The organism is Paenibacillus thailandensis, assembly GCF_042685365.1.
Lineage (GTDB): Bacteria > Bacillota > Bacilli > Paenibacillales > Paenibacillaceae > Paenibacillus_AP > Paenibacillus_AP thailandensis.
This window is the reverse complement of record NZ_JBHUMY010000043.1, coordinates 59,438-77,839: the sequence shown is the minus strand read 5'-3', so window position 1 is coordinate 77,839 and position 18,402 is coordinate 59,438. Positions and strand designations below refer to the sequence as shown.

The following is an 18,402-nucleotide window of genomic DNA, read 5'->3' as shown; positions in this document are numbered from 1 at the left end:
CCAAGAGCGTGCGGAATCGTGCGCTTGCCGTTTTTTCGCTTGTTTCAAAAAAATGGCGCCAGCGGCGGGAAGCTGCCGGTCGAAAAAACGGCTTCCGCATGGTATAATAAAGTTTAATTTGACTTTAAAGATTTATAACGAGGTGACTGACTGTGTTGGACCGTTTACAAGCGCTCGCGGACCGTTACGAGAAGCTGAGCGAATTGTTGTGCGATCCGGATGTGGCCGGGGATCCGAAACGGCTGCGCGATCTATCGAAAGAGCAGTCCGATTTGCAGGAAGCCTACGAGGCATATACGGAATATAAAAAAGTCGTCGAGCAGCTGGAAGACGCCAAAGCGATGCAAGGCGAGAAGCTGGACGACGAAATGCGCGAGATGGTGAAGCTGGAAATCGAGGAGCTGAGCGCGCGCAAAACCGAGCTGGAGGAGAAAATCCGCATTCTTCTGCTGCCGAAGGACCCGAACGACGACAAAAACGTCATCGTCGAAATCCGCGGCGCGGCCGGCGGCGACGAAGCCGCGTTGTTTGCGGCCGACTTGTACCGGATGTACACGAAGTACGCCGATTCGCAAGGCTGGAGGACGGAAGTGATGGATGTCAGCGAGAACGATCTGGGCGGCTTTAAGGAAATCATTTTTATGGTGAACGGCAAAGGCGCCTACAGCAAGCTGAAGTTCGAAAGCGGCGCGCATCGCGTGCAGCGCATTCCGGCTACGGAGTCGGGCGGCCGCATCCATACGTCCACTTCGACGGTGGCGGTCATGCCGGAAGTGGAAGACGTGGAAGTCGAGATCTTGGACAAAGACATCCGGATCGATACGTTCTGCTCGAGCGGCGCGGGCGGCCAGTCCGTCAATACGACGAAATCGGCCGTCCGGGTGCTTCACGTGCCGACGGGCATTATGGCGACCTGCCAGGACGGCAAGTCGCAGAACGATAACAAAGTCAAGGCGCTTCAAGTGCTGCGCGCGCGCATTTACGACATGAAGCGCCAGGAAGAGGAAGCGAAATACGCGGGCGAGCGCAAGAGCAAGGTGGGCACGGGGGACCGCAGCGAGCGGATCCGCACGTACAACTTCCCGCAAAGCCGCGTAACCGACCATCGGATCGGCCTTACGCTTCATAAGCTGGACTCGATCTTGAACGGCGATATGTCCGAGATCATTTCGTCTCTGACGCTTGCGGAGCAAGCGGAGCAGCTGGAGAAGGAGCTCGTTTGACGAAAGGTCTAGCGTCCGCGGCGGATATGCCGGGACAAACGGCGGAAGGAGAGCCCAGGGAAGGAGCGCCTGTAAAATGAATAACGAATCTACCCGCGGCAAGCTGTTCGAGCCGCCGTTGTCCATTCGGGAAGCCTGCATGCAGGCTTCTTCGTTTTTGGAACGGGAGCGGGTGACGGAGCCGCGCGAGCATGCGGAGCTGCTGCTCATGCATCTGCTCGGATCGGAGCGGGCGGCGCTGCTGCGCGACTGGAACGAGCCGTTCCCGGCCGAACGGCTTGCGGAATGGGAGCGGCTCCTTCGCCGCAAGGCGGCCGGCGAGCCGCTGCAATATATTGTGGGCGAGCAATGGTTCTACGGGCGGCCGTTCAAGGTGACGCCGGCGGTGCTCATTCCCCGGCCCGAGACGGAGCTGCTCGTCGAGGCGGTGTTGGAGGAGGCCGACGCGTTATGGCCGGAGGCGGCCTTGGCAACCGGCATGGGCGCAGAAGCTTTGCGGCCGGAAGCCGGCGCTCGCCTTGGCGAGCCCCAAGGGGAAAGCGGGAGCGATCCGCTTGACGCCGGCATGAACGCCGCGCCCGGGCATTCGGAGGAGGGCTTGCCGGGCGCGGCAGAAGCGGCAGGGTCTGGCGAAAGGACAATTGCCTCTTCGACGCCACGGCCGGAAGGCGGCGTGGCCGGCGGGCGGATATTCCGCCGCGGCGCGTCGTTTGCGGGGACGGGGGCGGAGGCGCCCGTCGTGCTCGACGTCGGCACCGGCAGCGGCGCGATTGCGGTCACGCTGGCGGCGGAGCGTCCCCGCTGGCGCGTATGCGCGACCGACATTTCGCCGGATGCGCTGGACATTGCGTGCCGCAACGCGTCCGGTCTTGGAACCGCGGAACGGATGCTGTTCACGCAAGGCGACTTGCTGAAGCCGTATTTGAACGGCGAGCAGTTCGGAGGCATAGCGGCCGGACTTGCGGTCGACGTGCTCGTATCCAACCCGCCCTATATTCCCGAAGGCGATATCCCGCACCTGCAGCGCGAGGTTCGGGATTACGAGCCGCGCCTCGCCCTGGACGGCGGAGCCGACGGGCTGGACCCGTACCGGCGCATGCTGGACCAGCTGGACGGGCTTGCCCGGATCCCGCGGATCGTCGCCTTCGAGCTGGGCATTTACCAGGCGGGGGAGGTAGCGGCGCTTCTTAAGTCGCGCGGCCATTGGGACCGGATCCGCATCGTCTCCGATTACGGGGGCATCGAACGCCACGTGCTGGCGATACGATCGCAGAATGAAACGAATCTAGCAAAAATTTAATAGAGTACCGTTTACGATAAAGACAGGACGGGCATACTGGCGGATAGAGACGTTCCGGAACGCAAGCGAGGCAGCCGACGGGCAGCCGAAAGGAGCTTGTGTTGAAATGGTCTATACCCGTTCTTATTCCCGTCCTTATACCCGTTTTCCTTATCGCAGGTCTTACGGTTTGATTGCTTTTATTCTAATTCTGCTCGTGATGAGCTGGGAAAGCCAAAAAAACGACGCTGCCGCTATCGGCAGCTCCATACCGGACGAATCGATCCGGCTCCGCATTCTGGCCCATTCGGACGCGCCTGCCGATCAAGCCGTCAAGCGCGTCGTGCGCGACGAGATCGTGGCGGCGATGAACGGCTGGGCGGCGGGCCCGCAGACGATCGAGGAAGCCCGGGAGACGATTCGGGCGCATATGCCGGAAATCGAGGCGATCGTAGCGGACGTTCTCGAGAGCCGCGGGTTCGATTATTCGTTCGAAACGAAGCTGGGAATGGTGGAATTCCCGACGAAAATGTACGGCAACGAAGTGTATCCGGCCGGCGAATACGAAGCGCTGCTGGTGACGCTTGGCGAAGGTCAAGGGCAAAATTGGTGGTGCGTCCTGTTCCCTCCGCTTTGCTTTATCGATGCGGCAACGGGAGAAGCGGCGGCCGCATCGACGGAAGGCGGTAAAGCGGCCTCGGCATCCGCCGATCCCGACGGAGCCGCAGCGAAGCAGGCAGCCGCCGGCGCTCAAGGCGAAGGGCAAGGCGCAGAGCCGGATGAAGGCGGAAGCGGGAAGACGGAGCCGCAGGCGCCGGAAGTGAAGTTTTTTATAGCGGAATTGCTGCAAAACGTCGTCCGTTTCGTGAAAGGCCTGTTCGCTTGAGCCGTCCGGGTCTGTGCTACTGGCAGGCTTGCAGCTTCACCTTATGACGCGTGCCTATCCGGCGCGCGTTTCTGTATTAAGATACGCCGCCGGCGATATGGTATAATCGGACTGATATTAACGACGAAGAGACAGGATTGAAGATCAAGATGACGACGACAAAAATGTGGCAAGCGGATTCCCCGTCGTCCGATACGGGGCTGCGGGAAGCCGCCGATCTGCTCCGTGCGGGCGGCCTTGTCGCTTTCCCGACCGAGACGGTTTACGGCCTTGGCGCCGATGCCCGCAATACGACGGCGGTCGGGCGGATTTTTGCCGCCAAAGGCAGGCCCTCCGACAATCCGCTGATTGTGCATATCGCCGACCCGGCGCAGCTGGAAGGGCTCGTTTATCCTCTTCCGCCGCTGGCGGAGGTTTTGATGAAACGGTTTTGGCCGGGGCCGTTGACGATCGTATTGCCGGTTGTTCCGGGAGCCGTATCGCCGCTTGTGACGGCGGGGCTCGACACGGTGGGCGTCAGGATGCCGAATCATCCTTCGGCGCTAAGGCTGCTGCGGCTGGCCGGCTGTCCGGTAGCCGCGCCAAGCGCCAACGTATCGGGAAGGCCAAGCCCGACCGAAGCGCGCCATGTGCTGGACGACCTGGAAGGGCGCATCGACGGTGTCGTGGACGGAGGAGCCTGCGGCGTCGGGCTGGAGTCCACCGTCATTCAGCTGACCGGCAGCGATGAGATTCGGATATTGCGCCCGGGAGGCGTAACGCCGGAGCAGCTGGCCCAGGCGGCCCCGGGAGCGCGGATCGATGCGCCTAGCGCGAAGGCGGAAACGGGTTCGGCAGCGGAAGCGGAAGCTCCGCGTTCGCCGGGGATGAAATACGCCCATTACGCGCCGCGAGGCGAGATGGTCGTGGTGGATGGCGAGCCCGGCGCCGTCGCAGACTATATACGGCGTGTAACGTCAAATGCCCGCGCGCGCGGAGAAGTGACGGGCGTCCTGGCCTTTGAGGAGCGTGTGCATGCGTACGACGCCGACGCGGCGCTGTCTTACGGCAGCGCGGGCGATCTGGAGCATGCGGCGGCACGGCTGTATGCGGCGCTCCGCACGTTCGACGAGCTTGGCGTCCAGCGCATCTGGGCGGAAGCCTGCGACGAACGGGGCATCGGCCTCGCGCTCATGAACCGGCTGCTGAAGGCTGCGGGCGGCAGAAAGGTGCTTGTATAACCGCGGGTTATGTTTGTCCCCTTGTCCGCATATGTTGGATATGTGCGAAGGTAACCATCTATAAGCTTTCTCTTGCAGATGGCTTAACTTCCGCAGCGAAACGCCGTTTCTTCCGTCCGGAGGGCGGGAGCGGCCGTTTCATGCCGAAACGGTTCGTCCTTGGAACAGGACGATGAAGTCGTTTCCGCTTGGGATGCGGACTTGGAGGAGATGCGCAGGTGACAGGAGCCGATGCGGCCGCGGGCCAACTCATTACGCTGCTGCTGATGGCGGCGGCGCTTGGAATGGATGCTTTTTCGCTGGGAATCGGGATCGGGCTAAGGGGCATTCGCCTGATGCATGTCGCCCGGCTCAGCGCGGTGATTGGGTTGTTTCATGTGCTGATGCCCCTTGCGGGCATTTATACGGGAAAGCTGATGGGGGCCTTGCTGGGCCACATCGCTACGCTGGCCGCCGGCCTATTGCTGGCGCTTCTGGGCGGCCATATGATCTACAGCTCGCTCCGGGGGGACAACGTTCAGCCGTTCGATCATCGGACCCTTTGGGGAACGGCCGTTTTCGCTTTAAGCGTCAGCATCGATTCGTTCTCCGTCGGGATTTCGCTCGGCATGTTTGCCGCGGACATTATGCTGACCGTTCTGACGTTCGGGTTGTTCGGCGGAGCGATGTCGACGCTCGGATTGCTGCTGGGGCGCAAGGTGAGCCCGAATCTCGGGGAGTACGGAGAGGCTTGCGGCGGCGCGATATTGTTATTATTCGGAATTCTGTTTATCATATGAGCATCAGGCAATGCACGCAGAAGGAGGTTACCGGCATGACCCGCATCTTGTTTGTATGTACCGGCAACACATGCCGATCGCCAATGGCGGAAGCGCTGCTGAGGAAGCTGGCCGCCGAGAGAGGAATACCGCTTGAAGTGAGGTCGGCGGGCGTCTCGACGGTAGACGGACTGCCGGTATCCCGGCATGCGTCCGAGGCGCTCCGCAAACGGAGCATCGACCACCGGGGGCAGTCCAAAGCGCTTGGAACGGGTTCGGTGAAATGGGCCGACCTGGTCCTGACGATGACGGGCGGCCATAAGCGCAGCTTGCTGCAATGGTTCCCCGAGGCGGTGGATAAAACGTACACGCTCAAAGAATACGTTTATCTTCACTCCGAAGCGAACGGCGATATCGAGCGGCTCGAGAAGCTCTATACGGAAATGCACATGAAGCAAGCGCTTGGCGGCCAGTTGACGGACGAGGAGCGTTCGCAGCTGCTGGAGCTCGAACGGAAAATCCCGAGCTTCGATATCGTGGACCCGTTCGGCGGCTCGCTCGAAGAATACGAGCAGTGCGCGAAGGAAATCGAAGCGACCGTCAGGAAGCTGTTGGACAAGCTCGACCGCCGGGAAAGCGAACAAGATTAGCGGAGCGGCGGGATAACGGCTAGCCGAGCGGGAAGGATGGGAGCGGGAGGACGGAATGGATTAACCTCCCGGACGCCCCGATAATCCGAAAAGGGCGACCGGAATCGCGCGGCCATTGCGGCAGTTGAGCAAGCCATTTTTTACATGCCGGAGTGGGCGGATTGGGATTGATTTTCGCCGTTCGTTCGGCTATGATGAAGGTACACATAACGGATATCCGATGTAACTGGCGACGGAAGTGGGGAACCACGGTGGAGCATCGGATTATACGGCCGGTCGCCTGGGCAAAGAGCAGCATGCTATGATGGCATGTCATGCTCTTTTTTCGTCTTTTTGGCCGGAAATTAGGTATAATAAGCTCGACCAATACATATTGGCGACGATACGGCAAGCATCCTGGAAGGAACGGCGTCTTGTACCGGTTGTGCCGATTGTGCGAATTCCCGGCCGGAGATGACGACGTACCGTTCAGATACCGTTTAGGCTTGGCCGGGGTTGCTTTTCTGACAGGAGGATGAGCGCGATGGAACTTAACGGCATTTCGAAACAGGTGGAAACCGTAGTGCGAGAGTTGGCCGCGGCCGGCGGATTGTCCGCAGGCAAGCTGCTCGTGATCGGAACGAGCACCAGCGAAGTGGGCGGGGGGCGCATCGGCACGTCCGGCTCGGTCGAGATCGCGGAGCGGATATTCGAGGGGGTCGAAGCCGCTAGGCGCGAGTTCGGGTTTTATCCCGTTTATCAATGCTGCGAGCATTTGAACAGGGCGCTCGTGCTGGAGCGGGAGGCGGCCGAGCGGTACGGGCTGGAGCTTGTATCCGCCGTCCCTGTCCCGAAGGCGGGTGGCTCCATGGCGGCCTATGCTTACCGGCATCTTCCCGAGGCGTGCCTTGCGGAAACGGTGCAAGCCCATGCCGGCGTCGATATCGGCGACACGCTGATCGGCATGCATTTGAAGCGGGTGGCCGTGCCGGTAAGGCCGAGCATCCGGACGATCGGCAGCGCGCACGTGACGATGGCCTATACGAGGCCGAAGCTGATCGGCGGCGAACGCGCCGTCTACAAGCTGGAGGAACCGCCTTCGGCGGGCAAGCCGGCCGGTTCGTGCGATTAACGCGAGTAACGCTTATAAAGTCGATTTTTTGTCCAGCAACGTATTCGTTGCTTAATCCAAAAAACCTTTAGGAGGAACAAACAATGGAAAATCTCCGCAAGCAAGATCCTGACGTGCTGAAAGCAATGGGCCTCGAACTGCAGCGCCAACGCGACAACATCGAGCTGATCGCCTCCGAGAATATCGTAAGCGAAGCGGTGCTTGAAGCGATGGGCTCCGTCCTGACGAACAAATACGCGGAAGGCTATCCGGGCAAACGTTACTACGGCGGCTGCGAGCATGTCGATATCGTGGAAAACATCGCGCGCGACCGCGCGAAAGAGATTTTCGGCGCCGATCACGCCAACGTTCAGCCGCACTCCGGCGCGCAAGCGAACATGGCGGTTTACCTGGCCGCTCTGAATCCGGGCGACACGGTGCTCGGCATGAACCTCGCCCACGGCGGCCACTTGACGCACGGCAGCCCGGTTAACGCATCCGGCTTGCTCTACAACTTCGTCGCTTACGGGGTAAACGAAAATACGTTCACCATCGATTACGACGACGTTCGCAAGGCGGCCTTCAAGCATCGCCCTAAACTGATCGTTGCCGGAGCAAGCGCGTATCCGCGCATCATCGATTTCGAGAAGCTCGGCCAAATCGCTCAAGACGTAGGCGCGCTGTTCATGGTGGACATGGCGCATATCGCCGGTCTTGTTGCGGCAGGCTTGCATCCGAACCCGGTTCCTCACGCGCACTTCGTGACGACGACGACGCACAAGACGCTCCGCGGACCGCGCGGCGGCATGATTCTGTGCCGTCAGCCGTGGGCGCAAGCGATCGACAAAGCCGTCTTCCCGGGCTCGCAAGGCGGTCCGCTCATGCACATCATCGCCGCGAAAGCCGTTGCGTTCGGCGAAGCGCTGCAGCCGTCGTTCAAAACGTACGCGCAAAACGTCGTGAACAACGCCAAGGCGCTGGCCGAAGGCTTGATGAGCGAAGGGCTTAATCTTGTATCGGGCGGAACGGACAACCACCTGATGCTGATCGATCTTCGCAACCTGAACATTACCGGCAAGGATGCGGAGCATGTGCTCGATTCCGTCCAAATTACGGTGAACAAAAACGCGATCCCGTTCGACCCGACCAGCCCGTTCATCACGAGCGGCATCCGGATCGGCACGCCGGCCGCAACGTCCCGCGGCATGGACGAAAAAGCGATGAAGACGATCGCGCAGGTTATCGCGATGACGTTAAAAAATCCGCATGACGAAGCGGTGCTGGAGAAAGCCCGCGGCATGGTTCGCGATCTGACGGCGCAATATCCGCTTTACTCTAACGTTCAATATTAATACGCAAGGCAGCTAACCGCTGGACGACCGGCTCAAACCGGATCGCCGGCGGTTTTTTTGTTGCGCGCGCAAAACCCCGGGGCCGCTGAGCTCTATTTGCCGCAGGAACGGGCCGAATCTTTTCTAATCTAGCAAAAACGGTTGCCAAATCAATTGATTTTCTCTACTCTATTAAATATACATTTATTGTCTGCCATTCTGCCTCCGCAGAACATTGCATTACCGCATAAAAGCGTTGTAGCGTTATAACGCCATAATATTACATTATTAATGTAATAGCGTATCAAGAAATGGTCAGAATTTTAGAAAATATACTCGAACAAAATCGAAAACTTGTAAAAATACCTTACATACAATAATTTACACCTAACATATTGTTGCGGAATTATTAATTGTGGTGGTATAGTGGGAAAGGTTGAATATAAATATACTTATATTTTGCGCGTGGGGGGATAGCTCTATCACAGACGAACATATGGTTGATGTTGGTTCGTTCGATACAAAAATTGAATCGGCATAATGGTGAGTTGTAATGCTTAAGACCTGGTTTTATCTTCGCTTGTCGTTAGGGCTATCTATTAATCAATTAGGAGGAAAGACATGAGATCGAAAAAGTTTGCATTTACTCTGGTTTCTGTAATTTTGATTTTCTCTGTCATCGCATCCGCGTGCGGATCGAACAACAGCGGCGGTTCCGGCGAAGGTACGACCGAGTTCCGCATGAACATCGGTTCCGAGCCGCCAACCCTTGACCCGGCATTGGTACAAGACAACGTATCTTCGACGGTCGTTAACGGTCTGTTCGAAGGTCTGACCCGCAAAGACGCTCAAGGCAACACGATTCCGGGCGTCGCCGAGAAATGGGAAGTTTCCGAAGACGGTTTGACTTACACGTTCCACCTCCGCGATTCCAAATGGAGCAACGGCGACGCTGTAACGGCAGGCGACTTCGAGTTCGCATGGAAACGCGCGCTTGATCCGGCTCTGAAACCTGAGCCGTCCACATACGCTTACCAACTGTACTACATTAAAGGCGCAGAAGAGTTTAATACGGGCAAAGGCTCGGTAGACGACGTAGCGGTTAAAGCGCTTGACGAAAAGACGCTTGAAGTTACGCTGAAATCGCCGACGCCGTATTTCGAAAGCCTTGTAAGCTTCTACACCTATTATCCGGTTCACCAATCGGTTAAAGACAACGAAGCTTGGGCGGCCGACGCTTCTACGATTATCAGCAACGGTCCGTTCAAGATGGGCGACTGGCAAAAGAACAGCTCGATTTCCATCGTGAAAAACGAGAACTACTATGCAACCGACGAAATCAAGTTCACGAAAGTAACGTTCTCCGAAGTTCTTGACTCCGCAACCGAGCTGAGCATGTACGAAACGGATCAGCTGGACTGGGCCGGCAAGCCGGTAGGTTCGATTCCGGTCGACCAGCTGGAAACGCTGAAAGAAACGCATAAGGACGAGCTGAAGATCGAGCCTTCGGCTAACATTTACTACTACCTGTTCAACACGACGGTAGAACCGTTCAACAACGAGAAAATCCGCAAGGCGCTTTCGATGGCGATCAACCGCAAGGACATCGTCGAGAAAGTAACGAAGGAAGGCCAAGTGCCGGCATACGGCCTCGTGCCTCCGGGCATCCACATCGGCGACGAAGAATATCGTTCCGTTGTGAACGGCGATTACTTCAAGGAAGACGTCGAAGAAGCCAAGAAGCTGCTCGCCGAAGGTCTGCAAGAGCTTGGTCTTTCCGAAATGCCGACGATTAAGCTTGCTTACAACACGAACGACGCGCACAAAGCGATCGCCGAAGCGATTGCCGACATGTGGCTGAACAACCTGGGCGTACAAACGACGATCGAAAACCAAGAATGGGGCGTGTTCCTCGACAACCGTACAGCGCTGAACTTCGAAGTGGCTCGCGCCGGATGGGGTGCCGACTACAACGATCCGATGACGTTCATCGACCTGTTCACGTCGAAGAGCGGCAACAACAACACGGGTTACGCTAATCCGGAATACGACGCTCTGATCGAAAAAGCATACAGCACGGCCGATCAAAAGGTTCGCCTCGAAGCGATGTCCGCTGCCGAAAAAATGCTGATGGAAGATATGCCTATCGCTCCGATCTACTACTACACGAACGTGTACATGGTAAAACCGGGCTTCAAAAACATCACGATGGACTACAAAGGCGACATCGATTACACCCGCGGCTACTACGAAGCGCCAGCCGAGTAATTCGTGGGCGGTGAACGGGATATATGCGGCAAGTCCGCATATATCCCCTTTCTCTTTATAGGTCAATCATTACTGAATTATTCCATCCCCGTATAAGGAGGTGCCGAAAGCGGATGACGCGATATATTATCAAAAAGTTCGTATTTATGGTTATTGCTCTGTTTGTGCTGGCGTCAGCGACGTTCTTCCTCATGAAGGCGATTCCGGGCAATCCGTTTCAATCCGAAAGAAACGTGCCGAAAGCGATTCAGGAACGGCTGTACGAAATGTACGGGCTCAATGATCCGCTCTGGCAGCAATACTTGACTTATTTGAACAACCTGATTCATGGCGATCTCGGGATGTCCATGAAGCAAAACTACGTGACGGTAACGAGCATTATCGGCGACGGCTTTAAAGCCTCGGCGCAGCTCGGTATCGTAGCCATTCTTTTCTCCGTGGCGGCCGGCGTTCTTCTCGGTATTATCGCCGCGCTGAACCACCGCAAGTTTCTTGACAGCTTTACGATCTTGATCGCCGTGCTCGGCGTATCGATCCCGAACTTTGTAGTAGGTTCGTTGTTGCAATATGTGCTTGGCGTTAAGCTTCGCTGGTTTGACGTAGCCGGCCTGAACGAATGGTCGGATTTTGTTATGCCGGTCATTGCATTGTCTTTCCTGCCGATGGCATTTATCGCGCGTTTGACGCGTTCCAGCATGCTGGAAGTATTGACGGCCGATTATATCAAAACCGCTCGTTCCAAAGGTCTTGCCGGCCGCGTTATCCTAGTGCGCCATGCGCTCCGTAACGCGATTATGCCGGTCGTAACGTACGTTGGACCGATGACGGCCAACATTATTACCGGCTCCGTTGTCGTCGAGCAAATTTTCGGCATCGGCGGCCTTGGCAAATTTTTCGTTAACAGCATCACAAACCGCGACTATACGCTCATTATGGGCTTAACTTTATTCTATGCCATCATTCTGATGGTTGCGCGCTTCCTGACGGATGTCGCTTACGGCTTTATCGATCCAAGAATTAAATTGACGAGGAAGGGGGGCTGACCATGTCGGAGAAAACGTTCCAGCCAAGCGATTTTGCCAAGCTGAGCGACAAGGAGAAACAACCGGAAGTCATCGTCCGCGAAAGTATTTCCGCATGGAAGGATGCCTGGTTCCGCCTTCGCTCCAACAAGATGGCGATGGTCAGCCTTGGAATTTTGTTCGTAATCGTCCTGATGGCCATTTTCGGCCAAATGATGACGCCATACGATTACCGGACGAACGATCTGCAGAACACGAACCTGGCGCCTAACGGCGACCATTGGTTCGGTACGGACGGTCTCGGCCGCGACATGTTCGAAAGAACGTGGATGGGCGCCGGCATTTCGCTGCAGGTCGGCATTTACGCCGCGCTCGTCGACCTTGTCCTCGGCGTTATTATCGGCGGCATCATGGGCTATTACGGCGGCCGTATCGATGAAGTATTGAACCGTATTTGCGAAATTTTATATTCGATTCCTAACCTGCTGATCGTTATTTTGCTGACGGTCGTGTTTCAGCCGAGCATGGGCACGATCATTTTGGCGCTTAGCATAACCGGCTGGATTAATATGGCGTGGATTGTGCGCGGCCAAATTATGCAGCTGAAAAACCAAGAGTACGTGCTTGCTTCCCGTTCGCTTGGCGCCGGCACCGGACGCATCCTGTTCCGCCACCTGGTGCCGAATGCGATCGGCCCGATCGTCGTCACGATTACGATGACGGTGCCGAACGCGATCTTCGCCGAGGCGTTCTTGAGCTTCCTTGGTTTGGGCGTTCAATCGCCGGCCGCGTCGCTCGGTACGCTGATCAACGACGCGTTGAAATCGATGACCGTCTATCCTTGGCGGATGTGGATTCCGGCTGTCGTCATCAGCTTGACGATGCTGTGCTTTAATATATTCGGTGACGGCCTCCGCGACGCGCTTGATCCGAAAATGAAAAAATAGGAGGTGGCAGTCCATGGAACGTATTCTTGATGTCAAAGACCTTCGCGTTAACTTCAAAGTGCGGGGCGGCGTCGTACAGGCGGTCCGCGGCGTCACTTTTCACGTCAATAAAGGGGAAGCGGTAGGCATCGTAGGCGAATCCGGCTGCGGCAAAAGCGTAACGGCTCAATCGCTCATGCGCCTTATTCCTTCCCCGCCGGCCCAAATGACCGGCAGCATCAACTTCAAAGGGCAAGAGATACTGAGCAAGACCGACAAGGAAATGGAGAGCATCCGCGGCAAAGAGATGGGGATGATCTTCCAGGACCCGATGACTTCGCTTAACCCGACGATGACGGTCGGCCAACAAATTATGGAGGGCTTGACGAAGCATCAGGGGCTTAGCAAGGAAGACGCGAAGAAGCGCGCCATCGAAATGCTGTCGCTGGTCGGCATTCCGAACCCGGCTTCCCGCGTGAAGCAATATCCGCACGAGTTCTCGGGCGGCATGCGCCAACGGGCGATGATCGCCATTGCTCTGGCGTGCAATCCTTCCCTTCTGATCGCCGACGAGCCGACGACGGCTCTCGACGTGACGATTCAGGCGCAAATTCTCGAAGTCATGAAGAAGATGCAGCAGCAATTCGGCACTTCCATTATTCTGATTACGCACGACCTTGGCGTCGTGGCGGATATGTGCGATCGCGTTATCGTCATGTATGCGGGCAAGGTTGTAGAGACGGGTACGAAATGGGAGATTTTCAAAAACCCGCAGCATCCGTACACGAAAGGCTTGCTCCGTTCGGTACCGCGTCTGGACCAGAAGAAGGACGAGCCGCTTGTCCCGATCTTCGGCACGCCTCCGGATTTGATCAAGCCGCCGGCGGGCTGCAGCTTCTGCGCGCGCTGCGACTATGCGATGAAAGTTTGCCAGACTCATGATCCTGCCCTGGAGCAAGTGGACGGCAATCCTTCGCATATGGCCAGCTGCTGGTTGTCCCATCCGCTTGCGAAAGGGGGATCCGTATGAGTCAGCCGATCATTCAAGTCAACAATTTGAAGAAGTTTTTTAATCTGGGCGGCGGCAACGTGCTGCAAGCCGTCAACGATATCAGCTTCGCGATCGAGAAGGGCGAAACGGTCGGCGTCGTAGGCGAATCCGGCTGCGGCAAATCGACCGCGGGACGCACCATTATGCGGCTGTATGAGCCGACTAGCGGCAGCGTCACCTTCAACGGGGAAAACATTTATGCGCTGAAAGGCTCGAAGCTGAAAGCTTTGCGCCGCAACATGCAGATGATTTTCCAGGATCCGTACGCCTCGCTAAACCCGCGGATGACCGTTACGGACATTATCGGCGAAGCGCTCGATATTCACAAGCTGACGAGCAGCCGCGCCGAACGGAAGAAGAAGGTCGAGGAGATGCTGGATCTGGTCGGCCTCAATCCGGACCATGCGACGCGTTATCCGCACGAGTTCTCCGGCGGCCAGCGCCAGCGTATCGGGATCGCCCGCGCGCTTGCGGTGAACCCGCAATTCATCGTGGCGGACGAGCCGATCTCCGCGCTGGACGTGTCGATTCAAGCGCAGGTCGTCAACCTGCTGCAAGACTTGCAGAAGAAGATGGGCCTGACGTATTTGTTCATCGCGCACGACCTGTCGATGGTTAAGCATATCAGCAACCGCGTGGCGGTTATGTATCTCGGCAAAATCGTAGAGCTTGCGGATTCGAGCGAGCTGTACGCGAACCCGGCTCACCCGTACACGAAGGCGCTGCTGTCGGCCAACCCGATTCCGGATCCGGAAATCGAGGCGACCCGCGAGCGCATCGTGCTGCAGGGCGAGCTGCCAAGCCCGATCAATCCGCCAAGCGGCTGCCCGTTCCGGACGCGCTGCCCGATGGCCACCGAGCTGTGCGCCAAAGAGGTGCCGCCGGTGGTCGAAGTGAGAAAAGGCCATTTTGCGGCTTGCCATTACGCTTCCGTTTAATCGAAATCATATTCGGCCGGCTCAATGCCGGCCATTAAAGGGCCGTCCCCGAGGCTGCGTCAAGCAGCCTCGGGGACGGCTTTGTTTGTATATGGCTCCCGCCGCGTCCTTGAACAAGGGGGACGAAGACGTTTTCTGCTTGGCGAAGGTTGTCCGTTCCCGGCAAGGACCCATGGTGCGGGTGCAGCAATATGCCTTTGCTTTATCTAAAGTTCGGTCTGATGCAAAAATACATTAACATACGATTTATATTACTCAAGACGCTGGTTTACCGTTAAAAGTACAGCTATAATCTGGAAAAACGGGCGGATACTTTCGTTTGTCATTGCGATAAATGTATTGTTACATTAAAACGTTCTCACTTCTGCTTCTTTCATTAATAGAACGGTATAATTGCATTTAAGCCGGGCGGAGCGCGAAACGGTTCATCGGTAGAGGAGCCGCATGACTGTTGCAGCATATGCAAGGGGAACGACAAGTACATATAACAATGTGATAAACTGGAAGAAACGTTTATAGGAGGAACGCCCGTGACAGAGATTTTGATTATTGCCATTCTATTGGCCGCCATCCTTCTTTTTGCGTTCTCGCAACGGAAAAACCGGGGCGGCTCAAGCCCGGCATCGGTTAACCCGAAGAAAGGCGGCGCTCGCTCCGCCGCATCGGGCTGGCCGGGCAAGCAGCCGCCGGAGGCGTTGGGCGTACCGCTTGGACATCCGGCCCGTCCGGCTGCCGAACGATTGGAAGCGGCGATAAGCCCGGATTTTGAAGAGCGGATTCGAGACCGGGTGACGAAAGCTTGGCCGAACCTAAGGCGGGACGAGTGGAATTGGACATGGTTCGAGCTGAAGCGCTACTTTCTGCTGTGCGGAATCGTCAAAAGCGTTCCGATGTACAGCAAAAACGCGGACCGCATATGGCACGAGATGCTGATGTTCACTCGGGAGTACGAGGATTGGTGCAAGCGTTATTGCGGGGAAATGATCCATCATTCGCCTCATCCGCCCGGATTTGAGCCAAAGCCGGAGGAAAGGGCCTGGTTCGACTGGCTGTACGGCGAGCTGTTCGAATACATGCCGTCAAGCCGCAACGTATGGGGTGCGTTCTACCGGACGCCGCTTTCCGCCGAACGGATTGACCGGATTAACCGTATGAACCGCTCGGAGCTGAGAGCGTTATGGTTCAACGCCGCTGCGGGCGACCGGTATCCCGACGATATCGGCCGGACGATCGATTATTTGCTGAACCGGCTGGAGATGCAGCTTCAGGGCGCTTTGCGCAAGGAGGATCCGGATGACGGAAACAGACGTCAGACCGGTTCGGACGGGGATTTATTTACGGCCGGCGTGCTGTCGGGCATGTTTTTTCATTATTCCGTCGTGGAACCGGACCGGTTGGAGGACCATCTTCGGGAGCAGCGCAAGGAAGAGGAGGATAAGGCCGACAGAAACGGCTACGGAGCTTCGGACGGCGGCGCCGGGTACGCGGGCGGAAACGGGGATTGGGACCGGCGGGACGACGACCTTCATAGGTCCGGCCATCACGGCCATGACGGACGCTCCGATCACGATCACGGCGGCGGTCAGGAGAGCCACGGCGGGCATGGGGGCAATGACGGCGGCTCTTCCTCCGGCGGCTCGGACGGGGGCGGCTCGTCGTGCGGCGGAGGAGGCTGCAGCAGTTAATCGAGCGAGGATTCGTTTTCCGACAAAAAGCGGCGGCAGGTATTGGATAGGCCCGAAGAAAATCACAAGATGCAACGAAATGTCAAGGGTGATATAATATACGGGACTGCGGGCAGACTTGTACCCCGCCGCGATTTAAAAATACAGTCCGGACCGCTCCGGACGGTACAGGAAGGAATCAAGCTCCATGAACAAATTGGTCATCTGCGACCATCCATTGATTCAGCACAAGCTGACATTTATTCGGGATAAGAATACGAATACGAAAGATTTTCGCGAATTGGTCGACGAAGTCGCCACGCTGATGGCGTATGAAATTACGCGGGAAATGCCGCTCGACACGATTAAGGTGGAAACGCCGATCATGGAGACGGAAGCGAAGGTGCTGTCCGGGCGCATGCTCGGCCTGATCCCGATTCTGCGTGCGGGCCTCGGCATGGTCGAAGGGATTCTGAAGCTCATCCCGGCGGCGAAGGTCGGGCATATCGGCCTGTCGCGCGACCATGAAACGCTCCAGCCGGTCGAATACTATATTAATTTGCCGACGGATGCGCAGGACCGCCAACTGATCGTCATCGACCCGATGCTGGCGACCGGCGGCTCGGCCATTGCCGCGATCAACTCGCTCAAGAAGCGGAATTGCGAGCAAATCAAAATGATGTGCCTCATTGCGGCTCCGGAAGGCGTCAAGGCGCTTCACGCGGCCCATCCGGACGTCGACATCTACGTCGCCGCTCTGGACGAGCGTTTGAACGAGAAAGGCTATATTATTCCGGGTCTTGGCGACGCGGGCGACCGGATGTTCGGAACGAACTGATTGCAAGCGCGCCGAGGAACGACAATTTTTCGCGAAACGGCACATGGCCTTGGAGAAGGCGCAGGAGGCCGTTTCGGTTTGTGGGAGTGAACTGTTTTGTCCAAAATTAAAGTAATGACCATCTTCGGCACCAGGCCGGAAGCGGTGAAAATGGCGCCGCTCGTGCTGGAATTGCAGAAGCATGAGGAACATATCGAATCGATCGTATGCGTAACGGCGCAGCACCGGGCGATCTTGGATCAGGTGCTCGATTTTTTTGAAATTACGCCGGATTACGATTTGAACGTGATGAAGGACCGTCAGACGCTGACGGAAACGACCGTCCGGGTGCTGGAGGGACTCGATCCGGTTCTCGCGGAAGCGAAGCCGGATATCGTGCTGGTGCACGGCGATACGCAAACGACGTTTCTCGCCAGCTACGCGGCTTTTCTGAAGCAAATTCAGGTCGGCCACGTCGAGGCGGGCCTCCGCACCTGGAACAAGCTTTCTCCTTATCCGGAGGAGATGAACCGCCAGCTGGCGGGCGTGCTGTCCGACGTGCATTTCGCCCCGACGGACTGGTCGGCAAGCAACCTGCGCAAGGAAAACAAGCCGGAATCGGCGATCTATGTGACCGGCAATACGGCGACGGACGTTTTCCAATATACGGTCGACCCCGGCTTCGAGCATCCGGTTATCGATTGGGCGAAAGGGAAGCGCATGATTCTGATGACGGCCCATCGCCGCGAGTCGCTCGGCGAGCCGCATCGCAACATTTTCCGGGCGGTCAAGCGGATTGCGGACGAATTCGAGGACGTCGCGTTCGTATACGCCGTTCACCCGAACCCGGCGGTGCGCGAGCCGGCGAACGAAATTCTCGGGGACCATCCGCGCATCAAGCTGATCGAGCCGCTCGACGTGTTCGAATTCCATAACTTCTATCCGCATACGTACATGATTATGACGGATTCCGGGGGCTTGCAGGAGGAAGCGCCTTCGTTCGGCGTGCCTACGCTCGTGCTGCGCGATACGACGGAACGGCCGGAGGGCATCGAGGCCGGCACGCTGGAGCTCGTCGGCACCGACGAGGAGACGGTTTACGCCCGTGCCCGCGCCTTGCTGACGGATGCGGCTTTGTACGATCGGATGAGCAAGGCGGCCAATCCGTACGGCGACGGCAAAGCGTCGCAGCGGATCGTGCAGGCGATTTTGCATCATTTTGGAAAAACGGATGCGCGTCCGGAGCCGTTCACACAAAGTTCATAGTTTCGGGTTCGAA

The 18,402-nt window shown here is 57.3% G+C and carries 16 protein-coding genes and 1 riboswitch; all 16 genes read left to right on the top strand.

Annotated features, from left to right (window positions below):
* Positions 1-152: 152 nt before the first annotated feature.
* The 16 genes from prfA to wecB all read left to right on the top strand — a co-directional run bounded on the left by prfA (position 153) and on the right by wecB (position 18,389).
* Positions 153-1,223: a peptide chain release factor 1 gene (prfA, locus tag ACFSW5_RS24600; RefSeq protein WP_379279422.1), complete on the top strand. Its 1,071-nt coding sequence runs from the start codon at positions 153-155 to the stop codon at positions 1,221-1,223.
* Positions 1,224-1,299: 76 nt separating this feature from the next.
* The gene (locus tag ACFSW5_RS24595; RefSeq protein WP_379279419.1) at positions 1,300-2,523 is read left to right on the top strand and encodes a N5-glutamine methyltransferase family protein; all 1,224 of its coding nucleotides are present in this window, start codon (positions 1,300-1,302) and stop codon (positions 2,521-2,523) included.
* Positions 2,524-2,629: 106 nt separating this feature from the next.
* The gene (spoIIR, locus tag ACFSW5_RS24590; protein ID WP_379279417.1) at positions 2,630-3,388 is read left to right on the top strand and encodes a stage II sporulation protein R; all 759 of its coding nucleotides are present in this window, start codon (positions 2,630-2,632) and stop codon (positions 3,386-3,388) included.
* Positions 3,389-3,537: 149 nt separating this feature from the next.
* Positions 3,538-4,608: an L-threonylcarbamoyladenylate synthase gene (locus tag ACFSW5_RS24585; protein WP_379279413.1), complete on the top strand. Its 1,071-nt coding sequence runs from the start codon at positions 3,538-3,540 to the stop codon at positions 4,606-4,608.
* 266 nt (positions 4,609-4,874) lie between these two features.
* Positions 4,875-5,387: a manganese efflux pump MntP gene (locus ACFSW5_RS24580; protein WP_379280215.1), complete on the top strand. Its 513-nt coding sequence runs from the start codon at positions 4,875-4,877 to the stop codon at positions 5,385-5,387.
* A 35-nt stretch (positions 5,388-5,422) separates the two neighbouring features.
* The gene (locus tag ACFSW5_RS24575) at positions 5,423-6,016 is read left to right on the top strand and encodes a low molecular weight protein arginine phosphatase (RefSeq protein ID WP_379279409.1); all 594 of its coding nucleotides are present in this window, start codon (positions 5,423-5,425) and stop codon (positions 6,014-6,016) included.
* Between the two features lie 212 nt (positions 6,017-6,228).
* A riboswitch (ZMP/ZTP riboswitch) is annotated at positions 6,229-6,309 on the top strand.
* A gap of 221 nt (positions 6,310-6,530) precedes the next feature.
* Positions 6,531-7,127 carry a TIGR01440 family protein gene (locus ACFSW5_RS24570; RefSeq protein ID WP_379279407.1) on the top strand — a complete coding sequence of 199 codons (597 nt, stop codon included), beginning with the start codon at positions 6,531-6,533 and terminating at the stop codon, positions 7,125-7,127.
* 83 nt (positions 7,128-7,210) lie between these two features.
* On the top strand, positions 7,211-8,458 hold the full coding sequence (gene glyA / locus ACFSW5_RS24565) for a serine hydroxymethyltransferase (protein ID WP_379279404.1): 1,248 nt from the start codon (positions 7,211-7,213) through the stop codon (positions 8,456-8,458).
* A 600-nt stretch (positions 8,459-9,058) separates the two neighbouring features.
* Positions 9,059-10,705 (top strand): peptide ABC transporter substrate-binding protein, encoded by a 1,647-nt coding sequence (locus ACFSW5_RS24560; protein ID WP_379279400.1) that lies wholly within the window; start codon positions 9,059-9,061, stop codon positions 10,703-10,705.
* Between the two features lie 113 nt (positions 10,706-10,818).
* Complete coding sequence (locus ACFSW5_RS24555; RefSeq protein ID WP_379279393.1) at positions 10,819-11,748, top strand: ABC transporter permease; 930 nt, start codon at positions 10,819-10,821, stop codon at positions 11,746-11,748.
* Between the two features lie 2 nt (positions 11,749-11,750).
* Positions 11,751-12,674, top strand: a complete 924-nt coding sequence (locus tag ACFSW5_RS24550; protein ID WP_379279390.1) for an ABC transporter permease — start codon at positions 11,751-11,753, stop codon at positions 12,672-12,674.
* Between the two features lie 13 nt (positions 12,675-12,687).
* Entirely contained in the window at positions 12,688-13,683 is a 996-nt protein-coding gene (locus ACFSW5_RS24545; protein ID WP_379279387.1) for an ABC transporter ATP-binding protein, read from the top strand.
* Positions 13,680-14,642: an ABC transporter ATP-binding protein gene (locus tag ACFSW5_RS24540; RefSeq protein ID WP_379279384.1), complete on the top strand. Its 963-nt coding sequence runs from the start codon at positions 13,680-13,682 to the stop codon at positions 14,640-14,642. The genes ACFSW5_RS24545 and ACFSW5_RS24540 overlap by 4 nt, the downstream gene beginning before the upstream one ends.
* A gap of 530 nt (positions 14,643-15,172) precedes the next feature.
* Positions 15,173-16,327, top strand: a complete 1,155-nt coding sequence (locus tag ACFSW5_RS24535) for a hypothetical protein (RefSeq protein ID WP_379279382.1) — start codon at positions 15,173-15,175, stop codon at positions 16,325-16,327.
* 187 nt (positions 16,328-16,514) lie between these two features.
* The gene (gene upp / locus ACFSW5_RS24530; protein WP_379279379.1) at positions 16,515-17,144 is read left to right on the top strand and encodes a uracil phosphoribosyltransferase; all 630 of its coding nucleotides are present in this window, start codon (positions 16,515-16,517) and stop codon (positions 17,142-17,144) included.
* A gap of 96 nt (positions 17,145-17,240) precedes the next feature.
* The gene (gene wecB / locus ACFSW5_RS24525) at positions 17,241-18,389 is read left to right on the top strand and encodes a non-hydrolyzing UDP-N-acetylglucosamine 2-epimerase (protein ID WP_379279376.1); all 1,149 of its coding nucleotides are present in this window, start codon (positions 17,241-17,243) and stop codon (positions 18,387-18,389) included.
* Positions 18,390-18,402: the final 13 nt, after the last annotated feature.